This is a genomic window from Pseudomonas sp. GW823-FHT06B06 (assembly GCF_058795195.1).
The window spans coordinates 208,141-232,800 of record NZ_JBXAHO010000006.1; the positions used below are offsets into that span (position 1 = coordinate 208,141).

The following is a 24,660-nucleotide window of genomic DNA, read 5'->3' on the forward strand; positions in this document are numbered from 1 at the left end:
ACATATACAGACGTTTGCCTACCCGGTAAACTCCGGCAAGCTAGCGATATCAATCAAACGACCAAGGATTAACCGTGCCGACTCCGCCTCCAGTCTCTCCGTTGGCCGCGAACATGGGCGACAGTCCGGCGCCCTTGTACGCCCGCGTCAAACAGATGATCACCCAGCAAATCGACAGCGGTAACTGGCCGCCGCATTACCGCGTTCCGTCGGAAAGCGAGTTGGTCAGCCAGCTGGGTTTCAGCCGCATGACCATCAATCGCGCGTTGCGCGAAATGACCGCCGACGGTCTGTTGGTGCGCATGCAGGGTGTCGGCACGTTCGTCGCCGAGCCAAAAAGCCAGTCCGCGCTGTTTGAAGTGCACAACATTGCCGACGAAATCGCCTCCCGTGGCCATCGCCACACCTGCAAGGTGATCACTCTTGAAGAAGAGGCTGCAGGCTCCGAACGTGCCCTGGCGCTGGACATGCGTGAAGGGCAGAAAGTGTTCCATTCGTTGATCGTGCATTTCGAAAACGATATTCCGGTGCAAATCGAAGACCGCTTCGTCAACGCACTGGTGGCGCCTGACTACCTCAAGCAGGACTTCACCTTGCAAACGCCGTACGCCTATCTGAACCAGGTCGCGCCGCTGACCGAAGGCGAACACGTGGTCGAGGCGATTCTGGCCGAGCCGTCCGAATGCAAGTTGCTGCAGATTGAAAAAGGCGAGCCGTGCCTGCTGATCCGTCGCCGCACCTGGTCCGGCCGTCAGCCGGTGACCGCCGCCCGCCTGATCCACCCCGGTTCCCGTCATCGTCTGGAAGGACGCTTTCATAAATGAGCAGTTTGAAAGTTTTACGCGCCAAAGATTACCCGCGCATGCCGTGGAAAAACGGCGGCGGCAGCACCGAAGAGATCACCCGTGATGCCGGGACTGGCCTGGACGGTTTCGGCTGGCGCCTGTCGATTGCCGACATTGGCGAGTCGGGCGGGTTTTCCACCTTCGCCGGCTATGAGCGAATCATCACTGTGTTGCAGGGCGATGGCATGACCCTGTCGGTCGACGGTCAGGTCACGCGGCCATTGTTACCGATCGATCCATTTGCCTTCAGCGGCGAGAGCCAGGTGTCGTGCACCTTGCTGGGTGGGCCGATCCGCGATTTCAACCTGATATACGCGCCGCAACGTTACAGCGCACGGCTGCAATGGCTGAGCGGTGAGCAACGGTTTTTCAGTGAGGCGGGGATTGTGCTGGTGTTCAGCGTCAGCGATGCGCTTGAGGTGAAGGTCGGTAACGCTGCTTCGCAACTCGGTCGTCATGATTGCCTGCAACTCATCGGTAACACCGGCCTGCTGGAAGTCTCCAGTAATGGTGCCTGCTGCGTGATCGAGCTCACCGCACGCTGATTCAAAATCCTTAAAAGATCGCAGCCTTCGGCAGCTCCTACATTGAATGGTGTAAACCCTGTAGGAGCTGCCGAAGGCTGCGATCTTTTGCTTTCCAGCGTTCCCGAACGCGCACCACTTTGTTACCGAACGCCCCAGCGTGGCGCAAAACCACGTTCAAGTAACAACGCCACCCCTCTTCAAAAAATCCCCTCGAAAATTTTCATCTACGCCGCAACCCTTGATCCAGGCGCTCTCCAGCCATTTCAGAATTTTTCTTGAATGCTCATCCAACAAGTTGGCCGCTTGATTGCATATGCTTGTATGTACAAGTAAAGACGTATGCGTATGAGTCGGTCGAGACTCCCCGCAACGTCCACTGATTCGCTTGTGGCGCGTTGACGCGCACAGGCTGGCTTACCCACCGCCAGGGTTGGTTTGGATTGATCGCTGAGGAGTCTTTTTCGTGACTGACAATAAAACTACCAAGTTTCGTGACGTTGAAATCCGCGCTGCCCGCGGTAACAAGCTGACCGCCAAGAGCTGGCTGACCGAAGCGCCGCTGCGCATGCTGATGAACAACCTCGACCCGGAAGTCGCCGAGAACCCCAAGGAACTGGTGGTGTACGGTGGTATCGGTCGTGCGGCACGTAACTGGGAGTGCTACGACAAGATCGTCGAGAGCCTGACCAACCTGAATGACGACGAGACCCTGCTGGTGCAATCCGGCAAGCCGGTCGGCGTGTTCAAGACCCACGCCAACGCCCCGCGCGTCCTGATCGCCAACTCCAACCTGGTACCGCACTGGGCGAGCTGGGAGCACTTCAACGAGCTCGACGCCAAAGGCCTGGCCATGTACGGCCAGATGACCGCCGGCAGCTGGATCTACATCGGCAGCCAGGGCATCGTCCAGGGCACCTACGAAACCTTCGTCGAAGCCGGTCGCCAACACTACAACGATGACCTCAAAGGCAAGTGGGTACTGACCGCCGGACTGGGCGGCATGGGTGGTGCGCAGCCTCTGGCTGCCACCTTGGCCGGTGCATGCTCGCTGAACATCGAATGCCAGCAGGTCAGCATCGATTTTCGCCTGAAAAGCCGTTACGTCGACGAGCAAGCCAACGACCTCGACGACGCTCTGGCGCGCATCGCCAAATACACCAAGGAAGGCAAGGCGATCTCCATCGCCCTGTTGGGTAACGCCGCTGAAATCCTGCCGGAACTGGTCAAGCGCGGCGTGCGCCCGGACATGGTCACCGACCAGACCAGCGCCCACGACCCGCTCAACGGTTACCTGCCAGCTGGCTGGACCTGGGACGAGTATCGCGCCCGCGCCAAGACCGAACCGGCTGCGGTGATCAAGGCCGCCAAGCAATCGATGGCCGTGCACGTCAAGGCGATGCTCGTCTTCCAAAAACAAGGCATCCCGACCTTCGACTACGGCAACAACATCCGTCAGATGGCCCAGGAAGAAGGCGTGGAAAACGCATTCGACTTCCCGGGTTTCGTACCGGCCTACATCCGTCCGCTGTTCTGCCGTGGCATCGGCCCGTTCCGTTGGGCTGCGCTGTCGGGCAACGCTGAAGACATCTATAAGACCGACGCCAAGGTAAAAGAGCTGATTCCGGACGACGCCCACCTGCACAACTGGCTGGACATGGCGCGCGAGCGCATCAGCTTCCAGGGCCTGCCGGCACGTATCTGCTGGGTTGGCCTGGGCCTGCGCGCCAAGCTGGGCCTGGCGTTCAACGAAATGGTGCGTAGCGGTGAGCTGTCGGCGCCCATCGTGATCGGTCGCGACCACCTGGATTCCGGTTCTGTTGCCAGCCCGAACCGCGAAACCGAATCGATGCAGGACGGTTCCGATGCCGTGTCCGACTGGCCACTGCTCAACGCCCTGCTCAACACCGCAAGCGGCGCGACCTGGGTTTCCCTGCACCACGGCGGCGGCGTCGGCATGGGCTTCTCCCAGCACTCGGGCATGGTGATTGTCTGCGACGGCACCGATGAAGCGGCCGAGCGTATCGCCCGCGTCCTGCACAACGACCCGGCGACGGGCGTCATGCGCCACGCCGATGCCGGTTACCAGATCGCGATCGACTGCGCGAAGGAGCAGGGGCTGAACCTGCCGATGATCACCGGTAAATAAAAATGCGGGCCGCCTGTAATGGGTGGCCCGACGCATAACCTGTAGGAGCTGCCGCAGACTGCGATCTTTTGGCGTCATCAGTGACGCCGAAGATCAAAAGATCGCAGCCTGCGGCAGCTCCTACATAGAACAAAAACGACATCGACAAACAATCCACAGAGGTTGAATCATGGCTGTCAGCAGCGAGCGTGCAGGCAACAAACCGTTGATCGAGAAACGTTCGATCGACTACATCCCGGAAGCGGAAAGACACGGTCGTCTGTTTAGCCAGTTCACCCTGTGGATGGGTGCCAACCTGCAAATCACCGCGATTGTCACCGGGGCCCTGGCCGTGGTGCTGGGTGGTGACGTGTTCTGGTCGTTGATCGGTTTGCTGATCGGGCAAGTGCTCGGCGGCGGCGTAATGGCGTTGCATGCCGCGCAAGGCCCCAAGCTTGGCCTGCCGCAAATGATCTCCAGCCGCGTGCAGTTCGGCGTGTATGGTGCGGCGATCCCGATCGTGCTGGTGTGCCTGATGTACCTCGGTTTCACCGCAACAGGGACCGTGCTTTCCGGCCAGGCGCTGGGCCAGTTGTTTGGCGTCAGCGACAGCGTCGGGATCCTCATCTTCGCCAGTGTCATCGTGCTGGTCACGGTGCTCGGTTATCGGGTGATCCATTGGATCGGCCGTGTTGCCAGTGTCATTGGTGTGATTGCCTTTGTTTACCTGTTCAGCCGTCTGATGAGCCAGGTTGACGTTGGCGCACTGTTGCAGATCCGCCACTTCAGCTGGAGCAGTTTCTTGCTCGCGGTGTCGCTTGCGGCGTCCTGGCAAATCGCTTTCGGCCCTTACGTGGCCGACTATTCACGTTACCTGCCGAGCAAGACTTCCTCGGTGAAAACCTTTTTTGCCGCTGGCGCAGGTTCGGTGATTGGTGCACAGGTGGCGATGATCCTCGGCGTGTTCGCTGCCGCTTCGGCCAACGGGCAATTCGCCGGTCACGAAGTGGCCTACATCGTCGGCCTGGGCGGTACCGGTGCCACTGCTGCGCTGCTGTACTTCAGCATCGCGTTCGGCAAGGTCACCATTTCCACACTGAACTCATACGGCAGCTTCATGTGCATCGCGACCATCATCAGCGGTTTCCGTGGTGAGCTGAAAGTAACGCGCTTGCAGCGTCTGGTGTTCGTGCTGGGCATCGTCGGTGCTGCGACCCTGATGGCATTGCTCGGCCAGCACTCGTTCCTTGGTGCGTTCAAGTCCTTCATCCTGTTCCTGCTGGCGTTCTTCACGCCATGGAGCGCGATCAACCTGGTGGACTACTACTGCATCACCCGCGAGCGTTATGACGTGCCTGCGCTGGCCGATCCGAACGGTCGCTACGGTCGTTGGAACGCCCTTGGTATCAGCGTCTATGTTTTCGGTGTGCTGGTGCAGCTGCCGTTCATCGCCACCAAGTTCTATACCGGTCCGCTGGTGAATGCCCTCGGAGGGGTGGATATCTCCTGGATCATCGGTCTGGTGATCCCTGCAGCCCTGTACTACGTGTGTGCGAAAAAATGGCACGGCTCAGTGCCCGATCACCTGATCCTGCCGGTCGAGCAGGACAGCGTTGTAAAACCTATAACAAGCAGGGCCGGTCGTGCTGCGGCGCAGGCCTGATTGGACGTGGACAGGGCTGGATGCCTCTTGACTGCCGTAAGCCAATTCATGATTAGGAGCGTCATTACAATGAAATCGAACAAGACCCTGCTGACCACATTGCTTTCCATGGGCCTGCTCGCCAGTGCCGGCGCCACTCAGGCGGCGGGTTGGTGCGAGTCGGGCAAACCGGTGAAATTCGCCGGCCTGAACTGGGAAAGCGCCATGTTGCTGACCGACGTGATGCAAGTCGTGTTGGAAAAAGGCTACGACTGCAAGACCGACAGCCTGCCGGGCAACTCCATCACCATGGAAAACGCCCTGAGCAGCAACGATATCCAGGTGTTCGCCGAAGAGTGGGTCGGCCGCAGCGAGGTCTGGAACAAGGCAGAGAAGGCCGGCAAGGTCGTCGGTGTCGGCGCTCCCGTCGTCGGCGCGATCGAAGGCTGGTACGTGCCGCGCTACGTGATCGAAGGCGATGCCAAGCGCAAGCTGGAAGCCAAGGCCCCGGACCTGAAAAACATCGCTGACCTGGGCAAATACTCCGCCGTGTTCAAGGACGCTGAAGAGCCATCCAAAGGGCGTTTCTACAACTGCCCGGCCGGCTGGACCTGTGAGCTGGACAACAGCGAAATGCTCAAGAGCTACGGCCTGGAAAGCACCTACACCAACTTCCGCCCTGGCACCGGCCCGGCGCTGGATGCCGCCGTACTGTCGAGCTACAAGCGCGGCGAGCCGATCCTTTTCTACTACTGGTCGCCAACGCCATTGATGGGCCAGGTCGACGTAGTGAAGCTCGAAGAGAAACCCGGTGTGAACAAGACCGTGACCATCAAGGTCGGCCTGTCCAAGACTTTCCACGACGAAGCACCGGAACTGGTGGCCGTGCTGGACAAGGTCAACATTCCGATCGACCTGCTGAACCAGAATCTGGGTCGCATGACCAAAGAGCGGATCGAGTCGCCAAAACTGGCCAAGATCTTCTTGAAGGAACATCCTGAAGTCTGGCACGCCTGGGTAAGTGAAGACGCAGCCAAGAAAATCGACGCGGCCTTGTAGGTTGGGCTTCTCCGGCGGTCGGTAACGGCTGTCGGATGCTTGATCGCAACCCCTTGATTGAGAGTCTCTTATGTTTCCCGAAAGCTTTACCTTTTCCATCGCCGACTGGGTCAACGGTTGGGTCGATTCGCTGGTCACCAACTACGGCGATGTGTTCCGCAGCATCTCCGACACTCTGTTGTGGGCCATCGTCAATCTTGAAGGGCTGCTGCGTGCGGCGCCCTGGTGGCTGATGCTGGCAATCGTGGCGGGCGTTGCCTGGCATGCCACCCGCAAAGTCGTGACCACCGCCGTGATCGTCGGCTTGCTGTTCCTGGTGGGCGCGGTTGGCCTCTGGGACAAGCTCATGCAGACCCTGGCGCTAATGATGGTGGCCACGGTCATTTCGGTGCTGATCGGCATCCCGTTGGGCATCCTCTCGGCGCGTAGCAATCGCCTGCGTTCGGTACTGATGCCGTTGCTGGACATCATGCAGACCATGCCGAGCTTCGTGTACCTGATCCCGGTGCTGATGCTGTTCGGCCTGGGCAAGGTTCCGGCGATTTTCGCGACCGTGATCTACGCCGCGCCACCGCTGATCCGTTTGACCGACCTGGGTATTCGCCAGGTTGACGGCGAGGTGATGGAAGCGATCAACGCCTTCGGTGCCAACCGTTGGCAGCAACTGTTCGGCGTGCAACTGCCGCTGGCCCTGCCTAGCATCATGGCCGGGATCAACCAGACCACCATGATGGCCCTGTCGATGGTGGTGATCGCCTCGATGATTGGTGCCCGTGGCTTGGGCGAAGACGTGTTGGTGGGGATTCAGACCCTCAACGTTGGACGCGGCCTGGAAGCCGGTCTGGCGATCGTGATTCTGGCAGTGGTGATCGACCGCATTACACAAGCGTACGGTCGCGCACGGCATGAGGTGAGCAAATGAACAACGCAACCGTGAGCAAGATTGAAGTCAAGAACGTCTTCAAGATTTTCGGCAACCGCGCCAAGGATGCCCTGGCGATGGTTGGCCAGGGTAAGACCAAGGATCAGGTGCTGGCCGAAACCGGCTGTGTGGTCGGGGTAAACGATTTGTCCCTGAGCATCGGCAGCGGCGAGATCTTCGTGATCATGGGCCTGTCGGGTTCCGGAAAATCCACCCTGGTACGTCACTTCAACCGCCTGATCGACCCGACCAGCGGCGCGATCCTGGTGGACGGTGTGGACATCCTGCAATACGACATGGAAGCCCTGCGCGAATTTCGCCGGCGCAAGATCAGCATGGTGTTCCAGAGCTTCGGCCTGCTGCCGCACAAGAGCGTGCTGGACAACGTCGCCTACGGCTTGAAAATCCGTGGCGAAAGCAAGCAGATGTGCGCCGAGCGCGCGCTGCACTGGATCAACACCGTGGGCCTCAAGGGCTACGAGAACAAATACCCGCACCAGCTCTCCGGCGGCATGCGTCAACGTGTGGGTTTGGCCCGTGCTTTGGCGGCGGACACCGACATCATCCTGATGGACGAAGCCTTCAGTGCCCTCGACCCGCTGATTCGCGCCGAGATGCAGGACCAGTTGCTGGAACTGCAGAAGACCCTGCACAAGACCATCGTCTTCATCACCCACGACCTCGACGAGGCTGTGCGCATCGGCAACCGCATCGCGATCCTCAAGGACGGCCGCCTGATCCAGGTCGGCACGCCGCGAGAGATCCTGCATTCGCCAGCGGATGAGTATGTCGACCGGTTCGTGCAGCGACGGGCGGCGGTGGTTTAAAGATGATCGTTCCCACGCTCTGCGTGGGAACGCATCCCGTGACGCTCTGCGTCACCCATGCGCAGGGCTCGAGCCTTACGTTGATTTCGGGACGCGGAGCGTCCCAGGCGGCATTCCCACGCAGAGCGTGGGAACGATCAGGATCAAGAGGTTGAAGATGTCCCAGGCTGAAAAAATCGTTATCGCCGATGCCCCGTTGCGTTGGCAGGATGTGGTTGCCGTAGCCCGCCATGGCGCACAGCTTGAGCTGTCGGAGCAGGCCTGGGCACGCATCGAAAATGCCCAGGCGATCGTCCAGCGCATCGTCACCAGCGGCGAACGCGCCTATGGCGTGAATACCGGGCTGGGCGCTTTGTGCAACGTCTCGCTCAAAGACGAACAACTCAGCCAACTGTCGCGCAATACCTTGCTCAGTCACGCCTGTGGCGTGGGTGCCCCACTGGCCGACGAGCAGACTCGCGCGATCATGTGCGCGGCGATCCGCAACTATTCCCACGGCAAATCCGGCATTCATCGCCGAGTGGTCGAAGCCTTGCTGGCGTTGCTCAATCGCGGCATCACTCCGCAAGTGCCGTCTCAGGGTTCGGTGGGCTACCTGACCCACATGGCCCACATCAGCATCGCCCTGCTGGGTGTCGGCAACGTCAGCTATCGCGGGCAAGTCGTGTCGGCGCAACAAGCGTTGGCCGAAGAGGGCCTGCAACCGGTTCAACTCGGCGCCAAGGACGGCCTGTGCCTGGTCAACGGTACGCCGTGCATGAGCGGCCTCAGTTGCCTGGCCATTGCCGACGCCACGCGCCTGCTGCAATGGGCCGATGTGATCAGCGCCATGAGCTTCGAGGCCCAGCGTGGCCAGATTGCAGCGTTCGATGCCGAGATCATCGCCCTCAAGCCGCATCCGGGCATGCAACAGGTCGGGATCAACTTGCGGGCGCTGCTCGATGGCAGTGAAGTGATTGCCCAAAGCAAAGGCATTCGTACGCAGGATGCATTGAGTATCCGCTCGATTCCGCAAGTGCACGGCGCCGCTCGCGATCAGCTTGAGCACGCGATCAAGCAAATCGAAACCGAACTCAATGGCTGCACGGATAACCCGTTGTTGCTGGGTACGCCGGACAACTTCCGCGTCATGTCCCAAGCCAATCCACACGGCCAGTCCGTGGCAATGGCGGCAGACCTGCTGGCGATTGCCATGGCCGAAATCGGCTCCATCGCCGAGCGGCGCCTGGACCGTTTGATCAACCCGCACGTCAGCGGCCTGCCGGCGTTCCTGGTGGCCAACCCGGGGGTGAACTCCGGGATGATGATCGTGCAGTACGTCGCCGCGTCGCTGTGTGCGGAAAATCGCCAACTGGCGCAACCGGCGGTGCTCGACAACTACGTCACCTCGGGCTTGCAGGAAGACCACCTGAGCATGGGCACCAACGCCGCATTGAAGCTGCACCGCGCGTTGGAAAACTGCACGCAGATTCTCGCCATCGAGTACTTGCTGGCGGCCCAGGCTTTCGAGTTCCTGAAAGAACAGCGTTTCGGGGCCGGCACCGATGCCGCGTGGCGCCTGCTGCGCGAACGCGTTCCGGCCTACGATCAGGACCGCTGGCTGGCGCCGGACATCGCCGCCGCTGCCGGCGTATTGAAAGACCCGGCTTTGTTGCAAAAGGCTTTACCGAATCTGAACTGATTTCCATACCAAACCAGCGTGCCAAGGCGCCAGCCCTTTCAAAAAGAGGGAAGCGACGGACAACGGATTAATCCGGAGCGTCTGGTAGTTAATAACAAACTCTCAAAAGGAGCATGAAATGACTGCGCTTAACTTGATTCCTGGCCAACTGAGCCTTGCCCAATTGCGTGATGTTTATCAGCAACCGGTCAAAATCACCCTCGACCACAGCGCCGCGGCCCAGATCGAAGCCAGCGTCGCCTGCGTGGAGCAGATCCTCGCCGAAAACCGCACCGCCTACGGTATCAACACCGGTTTCGGCCTGCTGGCCTCGACCCGCATTGCCAGCGAAGACCTGGAAAACCTGCAGCGCTCGCTGGTGCTGTCCCACGCTGCTGGTGTCGGCGAGCCGATTAGCGACGCGCTGGTGCGCCTGGTCATGGTGCTCAAGGTCAACAGCCTGAGCCGTGGTTTCTCCGGTATTCGTCGTGTAGTCATCGACGCGCTGATCGCCCTGATCAACGCCGAGGTGTATCCGCACATTCCGCTGAAAGGTTCGGTCGGAGCGTCCGGCGACCTGGCCCCGTTGGCGCACATGTCGCTGGTACTGCTGGGTGAAGGCAAGGCGCGCTACAAAGGCGAGTGGATGGAAGCGAGCGAAGCGCTGAAAGTCGCTGGCCTGACTCCGCTGACCCTGGCTGCGAAAGAAGGCCTGGCATTGCTCAATGGCACGCAAGTATCCACGGCTTTCGCCTTGCGCGGTCTGTTCGAAGGTGAGGACCTGTTCGCTGGAGCCCTGGCTCTGGGTGGCCTGACCGTTGAAGCGGTCCTGGGTTCGCGCTCGCCATTCGACGCACGCATTCACGCCGCCCGTGGCCAGAAAGGCCAGATCGATGCCGCTGCCGCCTACCGCGACCTGCTGGGCGAGCGCAGTGAAGTTTCTGATTCTCACCAGAACTGCGAAAAGGTCCAGGACCCGTACTCCCTGCGCTGCCAGCCGCAAGTCATGGGCGCCTGCCTGACCCAGTTCCGCCAGGCTGCCGAAGTGCTGGCGATCGAAGCCAACGCAGTATCCGACAACCCGCTGGTATTTGCCGCAGAAGGTGACGTGATTTCCGGCGGCAACTTCCACGCAGAACCGGTGGCCATGGCCGCTGACAACATGGCCTTGGCCATTGCTGAAATCGGCTCCCTGAGCGAGCGTCGCATTTCGTTGATGATGGACAAGCACATGTCGCAACTGCCGCCGTTCCTGGTGGCCAATGGCGGCGTCAATTCCGGCTTCATGATCGCCCAAGTGACCGCAGCGGCGCTGGCCAGCGAGAACAAGGCGCTGTCCCATCCGCATTCGGTGGACAGCCTGCCGACTTCCGCCAACCAGGAAGATCACGTGTCCATGGCTCCGGCCGCAGGCAAGCGTCTGTGGGAAATGGCCGAGAACACCCGTGGCATCCTGGCTGTGGAATGGCTGGCCGCCGCTCAGGGCCTGGACCTGCGCAATGGCCTGAAGACGTCGCCGAAGCTGGAAAAGGCTCGGGCCATCCTGCGTAAGGAAGTGCCGTTCTATGAGAAGGACCGCTTCTTTGCACCTGACATCAATGCGGCGACCGAGTTGTTGGCTTCGCGTTGCTTGAACGAGCTGGTTTCGGCGAAGTTGCTGCCTAGCCTCTAACCCGCCCCCAACCGATCGTTCCCACGCAGAGCGTGGGAACGATCAACCATCGGAGGATCCGAATGAAAACCCTCTGGCAACACTGCCACGTCGCAACCATGGCCCAGGGCGTCTACTCGATCATCGAGGATGCGGCCATCGTGACGTCCGATGCACATATAGAGTGGATCGGCCCGCGCCGTGAGCTGCCGTCCGGCGAGTACTCGGTGGTCAATGACTTGAACGGGGCCTGGGTCACGCCGGGCCTGATCGACTGCCATACCCACACGGTGTTCGGCGGTAACCGCAGCGGTGAATTCGAGCAGCGTCTGCAAGGCGTTAGCTACGCGCAAATCGCCGCCAGCGGCGGGGGTATCGCCAGCACCGTGCGTGCCACTCGCGCAGCCAGTGAAGATGAACTGTTCGCCAGCGCCGCCAAGCGCCTGAAAAGCCTGATGCGCGACGGTGTCACCAGCATCGAAATCAAATCCGGGTACGGCCTCGACCTGGCCAACGAACGCAAGATGCTGCGGGTCGCCCGTCGCCTCGGTGCCGAGCTGCCGGTCAGCGTACGCAGCACCTGCCTGGCGGCTCACGCCTTGCCGCCGGAGTACACCGATCGCGCCGACGATTACATCGATCACATCTGCAGCGAAATGCTCCCGGCCCTGGCCGCCGAAGGGCTGGTGGACGCGGTGGATGCCTTTTGCGAATACCTGGCGTTTTCCCCTGCCCAGGTTGAGCGCGTATTCGTCACTGCCCGGGAACTGGGCTTGCCGGTGAAGCTGCACGCCGAGCAGCTTTCTTCCCTGCACGGATCGAGCCTCGCGGCGCGTTACCACGCACTGTCGGCCGACCACCTGGAATTCATGACCGAAGACGACGCCATCGCCATGGCCAAGTCCGGCACAGTGGCCGTGTTACTGCCCGGCGCTTTCTACTTCCTGCGCGAGACCCAATTGCCACCGATGGAGGCCTTGCGCAAACACGGCGTGAAAATCGCCATCGCCAGCGACCTCAACCCCGGCACCTCGCCGGCGCTGTCGTTGCGCCTGATGTTGAACATGGCCTGCACCTGTTTCCGTATGACCCCGGAAGAGGCCCTGGCTGGCGCGACGATTCATGCCGCGACGGCATTGGGCATGGCCGCTACCCACGGTTCGCTGGAGGCGGGCAAGGTAGCCGATTTTGTTGCATGGCAAATCGATCGTCCGGCCGACCTGTGCTACTGGCTGGGCGGCGACCTGGAAAAACGCGTCGTGCGTCACGGCGTCGAGACGAGCGTTTAGGAGAACAGTTGTGGATAAGGTTCTGAACTTCAAACAAGGCCGCGTGCCGCTGCTGATCAGCATGCCCCACGCCGGTGTGCGCCTGACCCCTGCGGTCGAAGCCGGGTTGATCCCCGCCGCGAAAAGCCTGCCGGACACCGATTGGCACATCCCGCAGCTGTACGATTTCGCCGCCGAACTGGGTGCCAGTACCCTGGCCGCCGAATACTCGCGGTTTGTCATCGACCTGAACCGGCCATCCGACGACAAGCCTTTGTATGTCGGCGCCACCACCGGTCTGTACCCGGCAACGCTGTTCGATGGTATTGCGTTGTTCCATGAGGGAATGGAGCCTTCGAAAGAAGAGCGCGCGACCTATCTGGAGCAGATCTGGACGCCATACCACAGCACCTTGCACAACGAGCTGGCGCGACTGAAAGCCGAGTTCGGCTACGCGCTGTTATTCGATGCCCACTCGATCCGCTCGATCATCCCGCACCTGTTCGACGGCAAACTGCCGGATTTCAACCTCGGCACCTTCAACGGCGCCAGTTGCGATCCACAGCTTGCAACTCAACTGGAAGCGATCTGCGACCGCCACCCGGACTACAGCCATGTGCTGAACGGGCGCTTCAAGGGCGGGCACATCACCCGTCACTACGGCAATCCGGCGGAAAACATTCATGCCGTGCAACTGGAGCTGGGCCAGTGCACCTATATGGAAGAGTTCGAACCGTTCCGTTATCGGCCGGACCTGGCCGGGCCGACGCAGGTGGTATTGAAAGAATTGCTGCAAGGCCTGCTGGCCTGGGGCGAAAAGCATTACAACGCGTAACCTTGTGGGAGCGAGCCTGCTCGCGAATGCGGTGGGTCAGTCAACATGGATAGCGCTTGACACGCCCTCTTCGCGAGCAGGCTCGCTCCCACAGGTTTTCCGGCGGCAAATTTACAATCCAGCAAGTGCATGCTCATTGACGTAAATCGGGTTTATGATGCCCAACGGCAGAATAATAGAAGTCCCCCCAGGGATGACCTCGACCCCTTACGGAGTGCGCAATGCAGACTTTGTACCCGCAGATCAAACCCCACGCCCGGCACGATCTGGCCGTCGATGAAACCCACACGCTGTATGTCGACGAAAGCGGTTCACCGCAAGGTTTGCCGGTGGTGTTCATTCACGGCGGTCCCGGTGCCGGGTGTGATGCTGCGAGCCGATGCTACTTCGATCCAAACCTGTACCGCATCGTCACCTTCGACCAACGCGGTTGCGGTCGTTCCACCCCCCACGCCAGCCTCGAAAACAACACCACCTGGGACCTGGTCGCCGACCTTGAGCGAATCCGCGAGCACTTGGGCATCGACAAGTGGGTGCTGTTCGGCGGCTCCTGGGGTTCGACTTTGGCGCTGGCCTACGCGCAAACCCATCCGGAACGTGTGCACGGGCTGATCCTGCGCGGGATTTTTCTCTGCCGCCCGCAGGAAATCGAATGGTTTTATCAGGCGGGTGCCAGCCGTCTGTTCCCCGATTACTGGCAGGACTACGTTGCGCCGATCCCGATGGACGAGCGCGGCGATTTGCTCAACGCCTTCCATAAACGACTCACCGGCAACGACCAGATCGCCCAGATGCACGCGGCCAAAGCCTGGTCCACGTGGGAAGGCCGGACCGCGACGCTGCGTCCGAACCCGCTGGTGGTCGATCGTTTCTCCGAGCCGCAGCGTGCGTTGTCGATCGCCCGCATCGAGTGCCACTACTTCACCAATAACGCCTTCCTCGAACCGAATCAGCTGATTCGCGACATGGGCAAGATCGCCCATTTGCCTGGCGTGATCGTCCATGGTCGCTATGACGTCATCTGTCCATTGGATAACGCCTGGGAGCTGCACCAGGCCTGGCCCAATAGCGAATTGCAAATAATCCGGGACGCGGGCCATGCCGCCGCTGAGCCGGGGATTACCGATGCATTGGTACGCGCTGCCGACCGAATGGCCCGGCGCTTGCTCGACCTGTCGCCTGAAGAAGCATGAAGGGCTTGCTGCAACGCGTGCGCGGCGCGCGGGTCGAGGTAGCGGGGCAGGTGGTCGGCGCAATCGACCAGGGTTTGCTGGTGCTGGTAGCCGTCGAGCCCGACGACACGCGGGCCAGCGCCGACAAACTTCTCAATAAGCTGCTTAACTATCGTGTGTTCAGCGACGCTGAGGGCAAGATGAACCTGTCCCTGGCGGATGTGGGTGGCGGGTTGTTGCTGGTCTCGCAGTTCACCCTGGCCGCCGACACCAAGAGCGGGCTGCGACCGAGTTTCTCGACCGCGGCCCCCCCGGCCTTGGGCGAGGAGCTTTTCGGCTATCTATTAAGCAAAGCGAAACAGGTGCATGGCACTGTGGCATCAGGTAGATTCGGCGCGGATATGCAGGTGCACCTGGTCAATGATGGCCCGGTTACCTTTCTGTTACAGACCTGAAAGCGCTTGAAACATCTTTTTAAGCGCTTTTCGGTCGAAAACAGGCGTTTATCCCGATAAATACTTTGTTACCCCTGATGCGTTGTAACGCGGCCTACTAGATAATCGCGCGCTACGGGGATCAGCGTTCGTTGGTCCATTTTGACTTAGGTAGAGACTTGTCCGGATCCGATTGGGGAATCATTTTGCCCCAGCGGAGTCGGAACAATGCTCGCCAACTTGGCAAGAGTGGTCTGCAGGGTCGGCTTTTTCGCGCCGGATACCTGCTGGCCCTTTAACTGGCCGTTGGTTTTTTGATCTGTTTTCGGCGAGGGTTGCTCGTGATTGTTAGTCCCTGTAACGCACCAAAATTGACTGCCAAACGGTTTCGTAGCGCATTGGTAGCGGGCTCGGCACTGCTGTGCCTGCTCAGCGCCGGCCAGCTTTGGGCATTCAGTCTGGATGATGTATCGGTCAAGGCAAAAGAGCTGGCCGGGCAAAAGTACGAAGCTCCGCGCAGTAACCTGCCGAACGAATTCCGCGAGATGAAATTCGCCGATTATCAGAAAATTCGCTTCCTGACTGAAAAAGCCGAATGGGCCGATCAGAAGACCCCGTTCAAGCTGTCGTTCTATCACCAGGGCATGCATTTCGATACGCCGGTGAAAATCAACGAAATCACGGCGAACACCGTCGAAGAGATCAAGTACGACCCGAGTCGTTTCGATTTCGGCGACGTCAAGTTCGATCCCAAGGCCACCGAGCAACTGGGTTACGCCGGTTTCCGCGTCCTGTACCCGGTTAACAAGGCTGACAAGCAAGACGAAATCATGACCATGCTGGGCGCGAGTTACTTCCGCGTGGTCGGCAAGGGTCACGTCTACGGCTTGTCCGCTCGCGGCATGGCGATCGATACCGCACTGCCGTCCGGCGAAGAGTTCCCGCGTTTTCGCGAGTTCTGGATTCAACAGCCGAAACCGGGCGACAAGCACCTGGTGATCTTCGCCCTGCTGGATTCGCCACGGGCGACCGGCGCCTACCGCCTGACCCTGCGTCCGGGCAGCGACACCATTGTCGACGTCAAGGCGCAGATGTTCCTGCGCGACAAGGTTGGCAAACTGGGCATCGCGCCACTGACCAGCATGTTCCTGTTCGGCGCCAACCAGCCGTCGAAAGTGCTGAACTACCGTCGTGAGCTGCACGATTCCAGCGGTCTGGCGATCCATGCCGGCAACGGCGAGTGGATCTGGCGTCCGCTGAACAACCCGAAACACCTGGCGGTGAGCAACTTCTCCGTCGAGAACCCGCGTGGCTTCGGCTTGCTGCAACGCGGTCGTGATTTCAGCCACTACGAAGACCTCGACGACCGCTACGACAAGCGCCCAAGCGCCTGGATCGAACCGAAGGGCGATTGGGGCAAGGGCACCGTCGATCTGGTCGAGATTCCGACCGCCGACGAAACCAACGACAATATCGTGGCGTTCTGGAGCCCGGAAAAGATGCCCGAGCCAGGCCAGCCGCTGGACTTCGCCTATCGCATGCACTGGACTATGGACGAAGCGGCGTTGCACGCACCGGACAGTGCCTGGGTCAGTCAGACCCTCAAATCCACCGGTGACGTCAAGCAGTCCAACCTGATTCGTCAGCCGGACGGCAGCGTTGCCTATCTGGTGGACTTCGAAGGTCCGTCCCTGGCAGCTTTGGCCCCGGATACGGATGTTCGCAGCCAGGTCAGCGTCGGTGAAAACGCCGAACTGGTCGAGAACAGCGTGCGCTACAACCCTGAAACCAAGGGCTGGCGCCTGACTCTGCGGATGAAGATCAAGGACCCGGGCAAGTCCACCGAGATGCGTGCTGCACTGGTGCAGAACATCGTGCCTGCCGATCTGGCCAAAACTTCGATTCCAGCATCCACTTCTTCCGTTGCCAAGGCCGACAAAGTTGCCGCCAAGCAAGCGGAGAAAGCGGACAAGGAAGCGAAGGCCGCCGAGGCCAAGCAGGCCGAAGCCAAGCCAGTCGCAGATGCCAAGGACAAGGCGAACAACAATGACGCCAAGCAGCCTGCTGCTGCCGACGCGGTCCCAGCCACACCGGAATCGGCATCGACTGAAGAAGTCCTGACCGAGACCTGGAGCTACCAGTTGCCTGCCGATGAGTAATTCTCAAGTACAGCCAGAGACTCTGTCCGAGTACCTGGCACATCTGCCGATGACCGACCAGCAGCGCGCGGAACTCGCGGGCTGCAAGTCCTTCAGCGAATTGCACGAGCGTTTGTCGTCTTCGACATTTGACGCCCCGACCGAGGCCGCCCAGGCATCGGTTGGCAAGCGCCTGACCCTGAGCACCGCCGAAGAGTTGCAGGACGCTGAAATGCTGGCGCTCGACGCCAGCGGTCGCGTCTGCCTGAAGGCGACCCCGCCGATTCGACGGACCAAGGTCGTGCCGGAGCCATGGCGTACCAATATCCTGGTGCGCGGCTGGCGACGTCTAACCGGTCGCACCAACCCGCCGAAACCACCGAAAGACGAGAACGTGCTGCCGGCGGCGCGCTGGCGCACGGTCGGTTCGATCCGTCGCTACATTCTGTTGGTGCTGATGCTCGGCCAAACCATCGTCGCCGGCTGGTACATGAAAGGCATCATGCCGTACCAGGGCTGGTCGTTCGTCGACCTTGATGAAGTCCTGCACCAACCGCTGTTGCAGACCGCCACGCAAGTGCTGCCGTACGCGTTGCAGACCAGCATCCTGATCCTGTTCGGAATTTTGTTCTGCTGGGTCTCGGCCGGTTTCTGGACCGCACTGATGGGCTTTCTCGAGTTGCTCACTGGTCACGATAAATATCGTATCTCCGGCAAAAGCGCTGGCAACGAGCCGATTCCGAAGGATGCGCGCACCGCACTGGTGATGCCGATCTGTAACGAAGACGTGCCTCGTGTATTCGCCGGCTTGCGTGCAACGTTCGAGTCGGTCGCCGCCACAGGTGACCTGGATCGCTTTGACTTCTTCGTGCTCAGTGACAGTAACGACGCCGACATCTGCGTCGCCGAACAGCAAGCCTGGCTGGACGTCTGCCGCGAAGCCGGTGGCTTCGGCAAGATCTTCTATCGTCGCCGCCGTCGTCGTGTGAAACGTAAAAGCGGCAACCTCGACGACTTCTGCCGTCGCTGGGGGGGTGACTACAAGTACATGGTGGTGCTCGATGCTGACTCCGTGATGAGCGGCGAGTGCCTGACCAGCCTGGTGCGCCTGATGGAAGCCACGCCGGACGCCGGGATCATCCAGACCGCGCCACGTGCGTCGGGCATGGACACCCTTTATGCGCGTATGCAGCAATTCGCCACCCGTGTGTACGGTCCGCTGTTCACCGCTGGCCTGCACTTCTGGCAGTTGGGCGAATCCCACTATTGGGGCCACAACGCGATCATCCGCATGAAGCCGTTCATCGAGCACTGCGCCCTGGCGCCGTTGCCGGGTAAAGGCGCGTTTGCCGGTGCGATCCTGTCCCACGACTTCGTCGAAGCCGCGCTGATGCGCCGTGCCGGTTGGGGCGTGTGGATTGCCTACGACTTGCCAGGCAGCTACGAAGAATTGCCGCCCAACCTGCTGGACGAACTCAAGCGTGACCGACGCTGGTGCCACGGTAACCTGATGAACTTCCGCCTGTTCCTGGTCAAGGGCATGCACCCGGTGCACCGCGCCGTGTTCCTGACTGGCGTGATGTCTTACCTGTCGGCGCCACTGTGGTTCTTCTTCCTGGTGTTGTCGACGGCGCTGCTGGCGGTCAATACGTTGATGGAGCCGCAATACTTCCTCGAACCGCGCCAGCTTTATCCGCTGTGGCCACAATGGCATCCGGACAAGGCGATTGCGCTGTTCTCGACCACCATCGTGCTGCTGTTCCTGCCGAAGCTGTTGAGCATCATCCTGATCTGGGCCAAGGGCGCGAAAGAGTTCGGTGGCAAGTTCAAGGTCACGCTGTCGATGCTGCTGGAGATGCTGTTCTCCATGCTGCTGGCGCCGGTGCGGATGATTTTCCACACCCGTTTCGTGCTCGCCGCATTCCTCGGCTGGGCTGCGACCTGGAACTCGCCGCAGCGTGACGACGACTCCACACCCTGGAGCGAAGCGGTCAAGCGCCACGGTCCGCAGACCTTGCTCGGTTTCTTCTGGGCACTGCTGGTGATCTGGCTGAACCCAAGCTTCCTGTGGTGGTTGGTACCGATCGTCGGTTCGCTGATGTTGTCGATCCCGGTGTCGGTGATTTCCAGCCGCGTCGGCCTGGGCCTCAAGTCCCGTGACGAGAGCCTGTTCCTGATTCCAGAGGAATACAATCCACCGCAGGCGTTGCTGGCGACTGACCAGTACACTCATGAAAACCGTTATCACGCGCTCAAGGAAGGCTTCATCCGCGCGGTGGTCGATCCACAGCAGAACGCCCTGGCGTGTGCGCTGGCGACCTCGCGGCACCGTGAGGCCGAGCCGATCGAATGGCTGCGGGTGGAGCGGGTCCGGCACGCGATGAAAGTCGGGCCTGAAGGCTTGACCAACAATGAGCGGGTACAGTTGCTGAGCGACCCGGTTGCATTGGCTCGTTTGCATGATCAGGTCTGGAGCGAGGGTCACCCTGAGTGGCTGGGTGCTTGGCGCAAGTCGGTCCAGGCCGACCCCCATGCACCGCTGTTGCCGCTTCAGCCGCTGAGCGCACAGCCTCAGTTGGCGTAACGAAAAAAAACCCGCGAAAGCGGGTTTTTTATTGATCGTTGGGACGCGGAGCGTCCCTGGCTGCATTCCCACGCAGAGCGTGGGAACGATCAATTGCCCAAAAAACTTGTGCAATTGGACAGGTGCGTTAGCATCCGTCCCCGAATTGGTGCGCCCGGACCGTTTTGCGTCCGTATCTATCGGTTTTCTCAGGAAAACTGTCGATTTCGTGCCGCAAACGCAATGGTTTTGGGGACTTGAAGATGAAGAAGTATCTGTCGATGCTGCTGCTCGGCGTCACGGCATTGGTTGCAGTCAGCGCGGCGCAGGCCGGTGCCATTGATGACGCGGTCAAGCGCGGCACGTTGAAAGTCGGCATGGACCCGACCTACATGCCGTTCGAAATGACCAACAAGCGCGGCGAAATTATCGGTTTCGAAGTCGACATCCTCAAAGCCATGTCCAAGGCCATGGGCGTCAAGCTGGAGTTGGTGTCCACTGGTTACGACGGCATCATCCCGGCCCTGCTGACCGACAAGTTCGACATGATCGGCAGCGGCATGACCCTGACCCAGGAGCGCAACCTGCGCCTGAACTTCAGCGAACCGTTCATCGTGGTCGGCCAGACCCTGCTGATCCGCAAGGAGCTGGAAGGCACCATCAAGTCCTACAAAGACCTGAACACCGCCGACTACCGCATCACCTCCAAGCTCGGCACCACCGGCGAGATGGTCGCCAAAAAGCTGATTGCCAAAGCCAAGTACCACGGCTACGACAACGAGCAGGAAGCGGTGCTCGACGTGGTCAACGGCAAGGCCGATGCCTTCATCTACGACGCCCCTTACAACGTTGTCGCCGTGAACAAGGTCGGCAACGGCAAGCTGGTGTTCCTCGACAAGCCGTTCACCTACGAGCCGCTGGCCTTCGGCCTGAAGAAGGGTGACTACGACAGCATCAACTTCATCAACAACTTCCTGCACCAGATCCAAGAAGACGGCACCTACGATCGCATCCATGACAAGTGGTTCAAAGACACCGCATGGCAGAAGGATATGGAGTAACACCTCTACTTGATCGTTCCCACGCTCTGCGTGGGAATGCCGCCCGGGACGCTCCGCGTCCCTTCGCAAGCGTGACGCAGAGCGTCACAGGATGCATTCCCACGCAGAGCGTGGGAACGAGCGAATCAGAGAAGCGTTCATGAAACAGAAAAAAGCCCAATGGCCCTGGCACGTCCTGACCGTGCTGGTGCTGATCGGCCTGGCTGGCGCGTTGTATTACGCCACCTCGCTGATGTCGTACGAATGGCGCTGGAACCGCGTACCGCAGTACTTTGCCTACCACGCCGAAGAATCCCAGCGCGCCGCCGACATCTCCACCGTCAGCGAGTTAGTGCGCAAGGGCGATAAAGCTGAGGTCACGCTGCGCAATGACGCAGGCGACGAACAACACCTGATCGTCGACGAAAACAGCCTGCAAGTCGCCCAGGGCGATGATGTGGCCGAAGGCGATGTGATTGGCGTAACCCGCCACTGGGCCGCCGGACCGCTGTTGTGGGGTCTCTGGACCACATTGTGGCTGTCCGTGGTGTCCGGCGTGCTCGGCCTGTTGATTGGCTTGGCGACGGGCCTGTGTCGGCTGTCGAATAACCCGACCCTGCGCGACCTCTCGACCATCTACGTCGAACTGGTGCGCGGTACTCCGCTGCTGGTGCAAATCTTCATTTTCTACTTCTTCATCGGCACCGTAATGAACCTGTCCCGGGAATTCGCCGGGATCGCCGCGCTGTCGCTGTTCACCGGCGCCTACGTCGCAGAGATCATCCGCTCCGGCGTGCAGTCGATCGCCCGTGGCCAGAACGAAGCGGCCCGCTCCCTCGGCTTGAGCGCGGGTCAGTCGATGCGCCACGTGGTGCTGCCGCAAGCGTTCAAGCGCGTACTGCCGCCGCTGGCCGGGCAATTCATCAGTCTGGTGAAAGACACGTCGCTGGTGTCGGTGATCGCGATTACCGAACTGCTCAAGAGCGGTCGCGAAGTCATCACCACCTCGTTCTCGCCATTCGAAATCCTGTTCTGCGTCGCCGGCCTGTACCTGTTGATTAACCTGCCGCTGTCGAAAATCGCCAGCCGGCTCGAGCGGAGGCTCGCGCAAAGTGATTGAAGTCCGCGATCTGGTAAAAGTCTACGACACCCGCGGCCAAGTGGTGCGCGCGGTGGACAACGTCAGCACGACCGTCGCCAAGGGTGAAGTACTGGTGGTGATCGGTCCATCCGGTTCCGGCAAGTCGACCTTCTTGCGTTGCCTTAACGGCCTGGAGGAGTTTGATTCTGGCTCGGTGAGCATCGACGGCCTGCAACTGGCCGATCCGAAAACCGACGTGAACGCCTACCGCCGTGAAGTTGGCATGGTATTCCAGCATTTCAACCTGTTCCCGCACATGACAGTGCTGGAAAACCTGTGCCTGGCGCAGAAAGTCGTGCGCAAGCGCGGCAAGAAAGAGCGCGAGGCCAAGGCCATGGTGCTGCTCGAAAAGGTCGGTATTGCGCAGAAAGCCAACGAATTTCCGTCGCGGCTGTCCGGCGGTCAGCAACAGCGGGTAGCGATTGCCCGTGCGCTGGCGATGGAACCGAAGGTGATGCTGTTCGATGAGCCGACCTCGGCGCTCGACCCGGAAATGGTTGGCGAAGTGCTGGATGTGATGAAGACACTGGCCGTGGAAGGCATGACCATGGTCTGCGTCACCCATGAAATGGGCTTTGCCCGTGAAGTGGCGGACCGGGTGTTGTTCTTTGACCATGGCAAGCTGCTTGAAGACGCTTCGCCGGCAGAGTTCTTTGATGCGCCGAAGGATCCGCGGGCGCAGGCGTTTCTTCGTCAAGTTCTGTAACTTCACCGGCTGCTCAATCCCTTCGCGAGCAGGCTCGCCCCACAGTGGATCTGTGTACGACAGAACCCTGTGGGGCGAGCCTGCTCGCGAAGGCATCACCTCGGTCCCAGGCGAACCGAGGCTCTCGCATCACCTCAAACCCTGAACTTGCCCACCAGCATCTGCAAATGCGTCCCCAATCGCGCCAGCTCGATGCTGGACGCCGCCGTCTCTTCACTCGCAGCCGACGTCTGGTCCGACACATCACGCACGTTCAGCACGCTTCGGTTGATCTCTTCGGCCACGGCGCTCTGTTGTTCAGCCGCGGCGGCAATCTGTTGGTTCATCGCCTGGATCGCCGACACCGTGCGTGTGATGTTTTCAAGTGAGCCGCCGGCGCGACGGGTCAGTTCCACGCTGCTGTCGGTCAGGGCGCGACTGTTGTCCATGATGTTGGCCACGTGCTGGGTGCCGCTTTGCAGGCCGACGATCAGCTCTTCGATTTCTTCCGTGGACTTCTGGGTACGCTGGGCCAGGCTGCGCACTTCATCAGCGACCACGGCAAAACCGCGCCCCGCCTCACCGGCACGGGCGGCTTCAATAGCCGCGTTGAGCGCCAGCAGGTTGGTTTGTTGGGCCACCGACTTGATCACGTCGAGCACGCTGCCGATCTTGTCGCTTTCGCGCTTGAGCTCGCCCATGGCCTCGGTGGAGTGACCCACTTCCTTGGCCAGGCGCTCGATCTGCGCGATGGCTTCGCCGACTACCTTGTCACCTTCGCGGGCCTGCTGGTCGGCTGCTACAGCGGCCTCCGAGGCTTCCTCAGCGTTGCGTGCGACTTCCTGCACCGTTGCGGTCATCTCGTTCATGGCGGTCGCCACCTGATCGGTCTCGACCTTCTGGCTGTTGACCCCGGCGCTGGTCTGTTCGGTGACGGCCGACAGTTCCTCGGCGGCGCTGGCGATCTGCGTGACGCCGTCGCTGATGCCGCCGATCAATTCGCGCAGGCCTTGGGTCATGCTCTGAATGGCGCGCTGCAGTTGGCCAAGTTCATCCTGGCGACGGGACACCAGGTTGTGGGTCAGGTCGCCGGCGGCGATGCGTTCGGCCGCCTTGAGGGTCTGGTTCAGCGGAATCACGATCTGCCGGGTGATGGCCCAGGCGGCAAACAGGCCTATGACCAAGGCCAGGAGGGTGGCCAGCAACAGCATGTTCTTGGCGTGCGCTACGTCGGTATCGCGCACCAGGGTTTGCGAGACGGTGAGCTTCTTGCTGACGTCGAGCAGAATCTCGCCTTGGGCAGCCATATGTTTGAATGCATCGGCGCTGGCGGTCTGGGAATCGTGGTATTGGATGACTGCGGCGCGGTAGGCCCTGAGCGAGTCTGTTGCTTGCTGCAAGTTAGCGATGTGTTGTTCTGGCAGCTTCGACGGCAGGCTTTGCAGATATTTCAGGGCGTTGTCGATGGCGTCCAGCGCTGGCTGTTCTGCCTCGGCCTTGCCGCTATAGGTGTAGCCTCGGACCTGAAAGCGCGCTTGCTGGATCAATTTGCTCAAGTCGATCACGCTATTGAACTGCGCCACACTGTCGCCTTGCAGCAGGGATTGTTCGACTTCGGCGACTTTGGCCACGGCATTGTCGGCGGTGGCGCCCAATTTGCTGCGAGCATCTTCGCGACTGGCGCTGATCTGGGTCATGGACGCGAAGGCTTGCTTGTACTGGCTGACGGCGGCCAATTGCTGGTCGACCATGGTCACGTCGGCGGGTTGCTCGATCATCCGGCGAGCCGCTTGCAGGCTGGTGTCGAGCTTGCCCAGCAAATCATTGACGGCGGCGGGTCCTTGTTCGCCGCGGCGCATTTCGTAATCCAGGCGGGCGATGCGCAGGTCTTTGGTCATCCCGTTGATATCGGAAATGAACCCCAGCGTATCACCGCGACGGGTGACGTCGCTCAGGCCGGTCCAGCCCGTGAAGGTGATCAGCATCGTCAGCAGCAGCACAAGACCGAAGCCGACGCCCAGCTTGCGGTTTACGCTTACGTTCCCCAGTTTATCGGCTAGCGATTGGTACATGCTGCAACTCTCCCGGAGCAAACATTGGTTTCATGGGAGGTATATCGGCAGGCG

Annotated in this window: 19 protein-coding genes and 1 pseudogene; 18 read left to right on the top strand and 2 right to left on the bottom strand. The window is 60.5% G+C overall.

All coding sequences use genetic code 11. The annotated features are described in order from the left end of the window. Positions 1-113 precede the first annotated feature (113 nt). The 18 genes from hutC to AC1Q8Q_RS07980 all read left to right on the top strand — a co-directional run bounded on the left by hutC (position 114) and on the right by AC1Q8Q_RS07980 (position 22,555). Positions 114-824 carry a histidine utilization transcriptional repressor HutC gene (gene hutC / locus AC1Q8Q_RS07895; protein ID WP_162135916.1) on the top strand — a complete coding sequence of 237 codons (711 nt, stop codon included), beginning with the start codon at positions 114-116 and terminating at the stop codon, positions 822-824. Beyond that, positions 821-1,390, top strand: coding sequence for a HutD/Ves family protein (locus tag AC1Q8Q_RS07900; RefSeq protein WP_020797441.1), 570 nt, complete (start codon positions 821-823; stop codon positions 1,388-1,390). The genes hutC and AC1Q8Q_RS07900 overlap by 4 nt, the downstream gene beginning before the upstream one ends. A 445-nt stretch (positions 1,391-1,835) precedes the next feature. Then, positions 1,836-3,518, top strand: coding sequence for a urocanate hydratase (gene hutU, locus AC1Q8Q_RS07905; RefSeq protein ID WP_492614953.1), 1,683 nt, complete (start codon positions 1,836-1,838; stop codon positions 3,516-3,518). Between the two features lie 169 nt (positions 3,519-3,687). Next, entirely contained in the window at positions 3,688-5,160 is a 1,473-nt protein-coding gene (locus tag AC1Q8Q_RS07910; protein WP_020798507.1) for a purine-cytosine permease family protein, read from the top strand. A gap of 69 nt (positions 5,161-5,229) precedes the next feature. Continuing rightward, entirely contained in the window at positions 5,230-6,198 is a 969-nt protein-coding gene (locus AC1Q8Q_RS07915) for an ABC transporter substrate-binding protein (protein WP_020798508.1), read from the top strand. Between the two features lie 70 nt (positions 6,199-6,268). After that, the gene (locus AC1Q8Q_RS07920) at positions 6,269-7,120 is read left to right on the top strand and encodes an ABC transporter permease (RefSeq protein ID WP_008058061.1); all 852 of its coding nucleotides are present in this window, start codon (positions 6,269-6,271) and stop codon (positions 7,118-7,120) included. Beyond that, on the top strand, positions 7,117-7,947 hold the full coding sequence (locus tag AC1Q8Q_RS07925) for a quaternary amine ABC transporter ATP-binding protein (RefSeq protein WP_020798509.1): 831 nt from the start codon (positions 7,117-7,119) through the stop codon (positions 7,945-7,947). Before AC1Q8Q_RS07920 ends, AC1Q8Q_RS07925 begins: the two co-directional genes overlap by 4 nt. A gap of 157 nt (positions 7,948-8,104) precedes the next feature. Beyond that, the gene (hutH, locus tag AC1Q8Q_RS07930; protein WP_033042749.1) at positions 8,105-9,628 is read left to right on the top strand and encodes a histidine ammonia-lyase; all 1,524 of its coding nucleotides are present in this window, start codon (positions 8,105-8,107) and stop codon (positions 9,626-9,628) included. A gap of 118 nt (positions 9,629-9,746) precedes the next feature. After that, positions 9,747-11,279: a histidine ammonia-lyase gene (hutH, locus tag AC1Q8Q_RS07935; RefSeq protein WP_020798511.1), complete on the top strand. Its 1,533-nt coding sequence runs from the start codon at positions 9,747-9,749 to the stop codon at positions 11,277-11,279. Between the two features lie 62 nt (positions 11,280-11,341). Beyond that, the gene (gene hutI, locus AC1Q8Q_RS07940; protein WP_020798512.1) at positions 11,342-12,547 is read left to right on the top strand and encodes an imidazolonepropionase; all 1,206 of its coding nucleotides are present in this window, start codon (positions 11,342-11,344) and stop codon (positions 12,545-12,547) included. Between the two features lie 10 nt (positions 12,548-12,557). After that, positions 12,558-13,361 carry an N-formylglutamate deformylase gene (hutG, locus tag AC1Q8Q_RS07945; RefSeq protein WP_033042748.1) on the top strand — a complete coding sequence of 268 codons (804 nt, stop codon included), beginning with the start codon at positions 12,558-12,560 and terminating at the stop codon, positions 13,359-13,361. Positions 13,362-13,582: 221 nt separating this feature from the next. After that, entirely contained in the window at positions 13,583-14,554 is a 972-nt protein-coding gene (gene pip, locus AC1Q8Q_RS07950; RefSeq protein ID WP_033042745.1) for a prolyl aminopeptidase, read from the top strand. After that, entirely contained in the window at positions 14,551-14,988 is a 438-nt protein-coding gene (gene dtd, locus AC1Q8Q_RS07955) for a D-aminoacyl-tRNA deacylase (protein ID WP_020798516.1), read from the top strand. The genes pip and dtd overlap by 4 nt, the downstream gene beginning before the upstream one ends. Positions 14,989-15,308: 320 nt before the next feature. Further along, entirely contained in the window at positions 15,309-17,126 is a 1,818-nt protein-coding gene (locus AC1Q8Q_RS07960) for a glucan biosynthesis protein G (protein ID WP_033042742.1), read from the top strand. Then, positions 17,119-19,689, top strand: a complete 2,571-nt coding sequence (gene mdoH / locus AC1Q8Q_RS07965; protein WP_033042739.1) for a glucans biosynthesis glucosyltransferase MdoH — start codon at positions 17,119-17,121, stop codon at positions 19,687-19,689. Before AC1Q8Q_RS07960 ends, mdoH begins: the two co-directional genes overlap by 8 nt. Before the next feature lie 242 nt (positions 19,690-19,931). Further along, positions 19,932-20,729 carry a transporter substrate-binding domain-containing protein gene (locus AC1Q8Q_RS07970; RefSeq protein WP_020798519.1) on the top strand — a complete coding sequence of 266 codons (798 nt, stop codon included), beginning with the start codon at positions 19,932-19,934 and terminating at the stop codon, positions 20,727-20,729. A 139-nt stretch (positions 20,730-20,868) separates the two neighbouring features. Then, complete coding sequence (locus tag AC1Q8Q_RS07975; protein WP_033045447.1) at positions 20,869-21,828, top strand: amino acid ABC transporter permease; 960 nt, start codon at positions 20,869-20,871, stop codon at positions 21,826-21,828. After that, on the top strand, positions 21,821-22,555 hold the full coding sequence (locus tag AC1Q8Q_RS07980; RefSeq protein WP_110754760.1) for an amino acid ABC transporter ATP-binding protein: 735 nt from the start codon (positions 21,821-21,823) through the stop codon (positions 22,553-22,555). Before AC1Q8Q_RS07975 ends, AC1Q8Q_RS07980 begins: the two co-directional genes overlap by 8 nt. Positions 22,556-22,689: 134 nt before the next feature. Here AC1Q8Q_RS07980 and AC1Q8Q_RS07985 read toward each other — a convergent pair whose 3' ends face one another. Beyond that, positions 22,690-23,553, bottom strand: coding sequence for a methyl-accepting chemotaxis protein (locus AC1Q8Q_RS07985; protein ID WP_371106624.1), 864 nt, complete (start codon positions 23,551-23,553; stop codon positions 22,690-22,692). Beyond that, positions 23,545-24,606, bottom strand: a pseudogene (locus AC1Q8Q_RS07990) (methyl-accepting chemotaxis protein); the annotation flags it as partial. The pseudogene AC1Q8Q_RS07990 and the gene AC1Q8Q_RS07985, both read right to left, overlap by 9 nt. Between the last annotated feature and the right edge of the window lie 54 nt (positions 24,607-24,660).

Excerpts from the sequence above, each read along its gene's own strand:
- hutC (WP_162135916.1), top strand. The coding sequence starts at position 114 with ATGGGCGACAGTCCGGCGCCCTTGTACGCCCGCGTCAAACAGATGATC.
- AC1Q8Q_RS07900 (WP_020797441.1), top strand. The coding sequence starts at position 821 with ATGAGCAGTTTGAAAGTTTTACGCGCCAAAGATTACCCGCGCATGCCG.
- AC1Q8Q_RS07910 (WP_020798507.1), top strand. The coding sequence starts at position 3,688 with ATGGCTGTCAGCAGCGAGCGTGCAGGCAACAAACCGTTGATCGAGAAA.
- AC1Q8Q_RS07915 (WP_020798508.1), top strand. The coding sequence starts at position 5,230 with ATGAAATCGAACAAGACCCTGCTGACCACATTGCTTTCCATGGGCCTG.
- AC1Q8Q_RS07920 (WP_008058061.1), top strand. The coding sequence starts at position 6,269 with ATGTTTCCCGAAAGCTTTACCTTTTCCATCGCCGACTGGGTCAACGGT.
- AC1Q8Q_RS07925 (WP_020798509.1), top strand. The coding sequence starts at position 7,117 with ATGAACAACGCAACCGTGAGCAAGATTGAAGTCAAGAACGTCTTCAAG.
- hutH (WP_033042749.1), top strand. The coding sequence starts at position 8,105 with ATGTCCCAGGCTGAAAAAATCGTTATCGCCGATGCCCCGTTGCGTTGG.
- hutH (WP_020798511.1), top strand. The coding sequence starts at position 9,747 with ATGACTGCGCTTAACTTGATTCCTGGCCAACTGAGCCTTGCCCAATTG.
- hutI (WP_020798512.1), top strand. The coding sequence starts at position 11,342 with ATGAAAACCCTCTGGCAACACTGCCACGTCGCAACCATGGCCCAGGGC.
- pip (WP_033042745.1), top strand. The coding sequence starts at position 13,583 with ATGCAGACTTTGTACCCGCAGATCAAACCCCACGCCCGGCACGATCTG.
- dtd (WP_020798516.1), top strand. The coding sequence starts at position 14,551 with ATGAAGGGCTTGCTGCAACGCGTGCGCGGCGCGCGGGTCGAGGTAGCG.
- mdoH (WP_033042739.1), top strand. The coding sequence starts at position 17,119 with ATGAGTAATTCTCAAGTACAGCCAGAGACTCTGTCCGAGTACCTGGCA.
- AC1Q8Q_RS07970 (WP_020798519.1), top strand. The coding sequence starts at position 19,932 with ATGAAGAAGTATCTGTCGATGCTGCTGCTCGGCGTCACGGCATTGGTT.
- AC1Q8Q_RS07975 (WP_033045447.1), top strand. The coding sequence starts at position 20,869 with ATGAAACAGAAAAAAGCCCAATGGCCCTGGCACGTCCTGACCGTGCTG.
- AC1Q8Q_RS07985 (WP_371106624.1), bottom strand. The coding sequence starts at position 23,553 with ATGACCCAAGGCCTGCGCGAATTGATCGGCGGCATCAGCGACGGCGTC.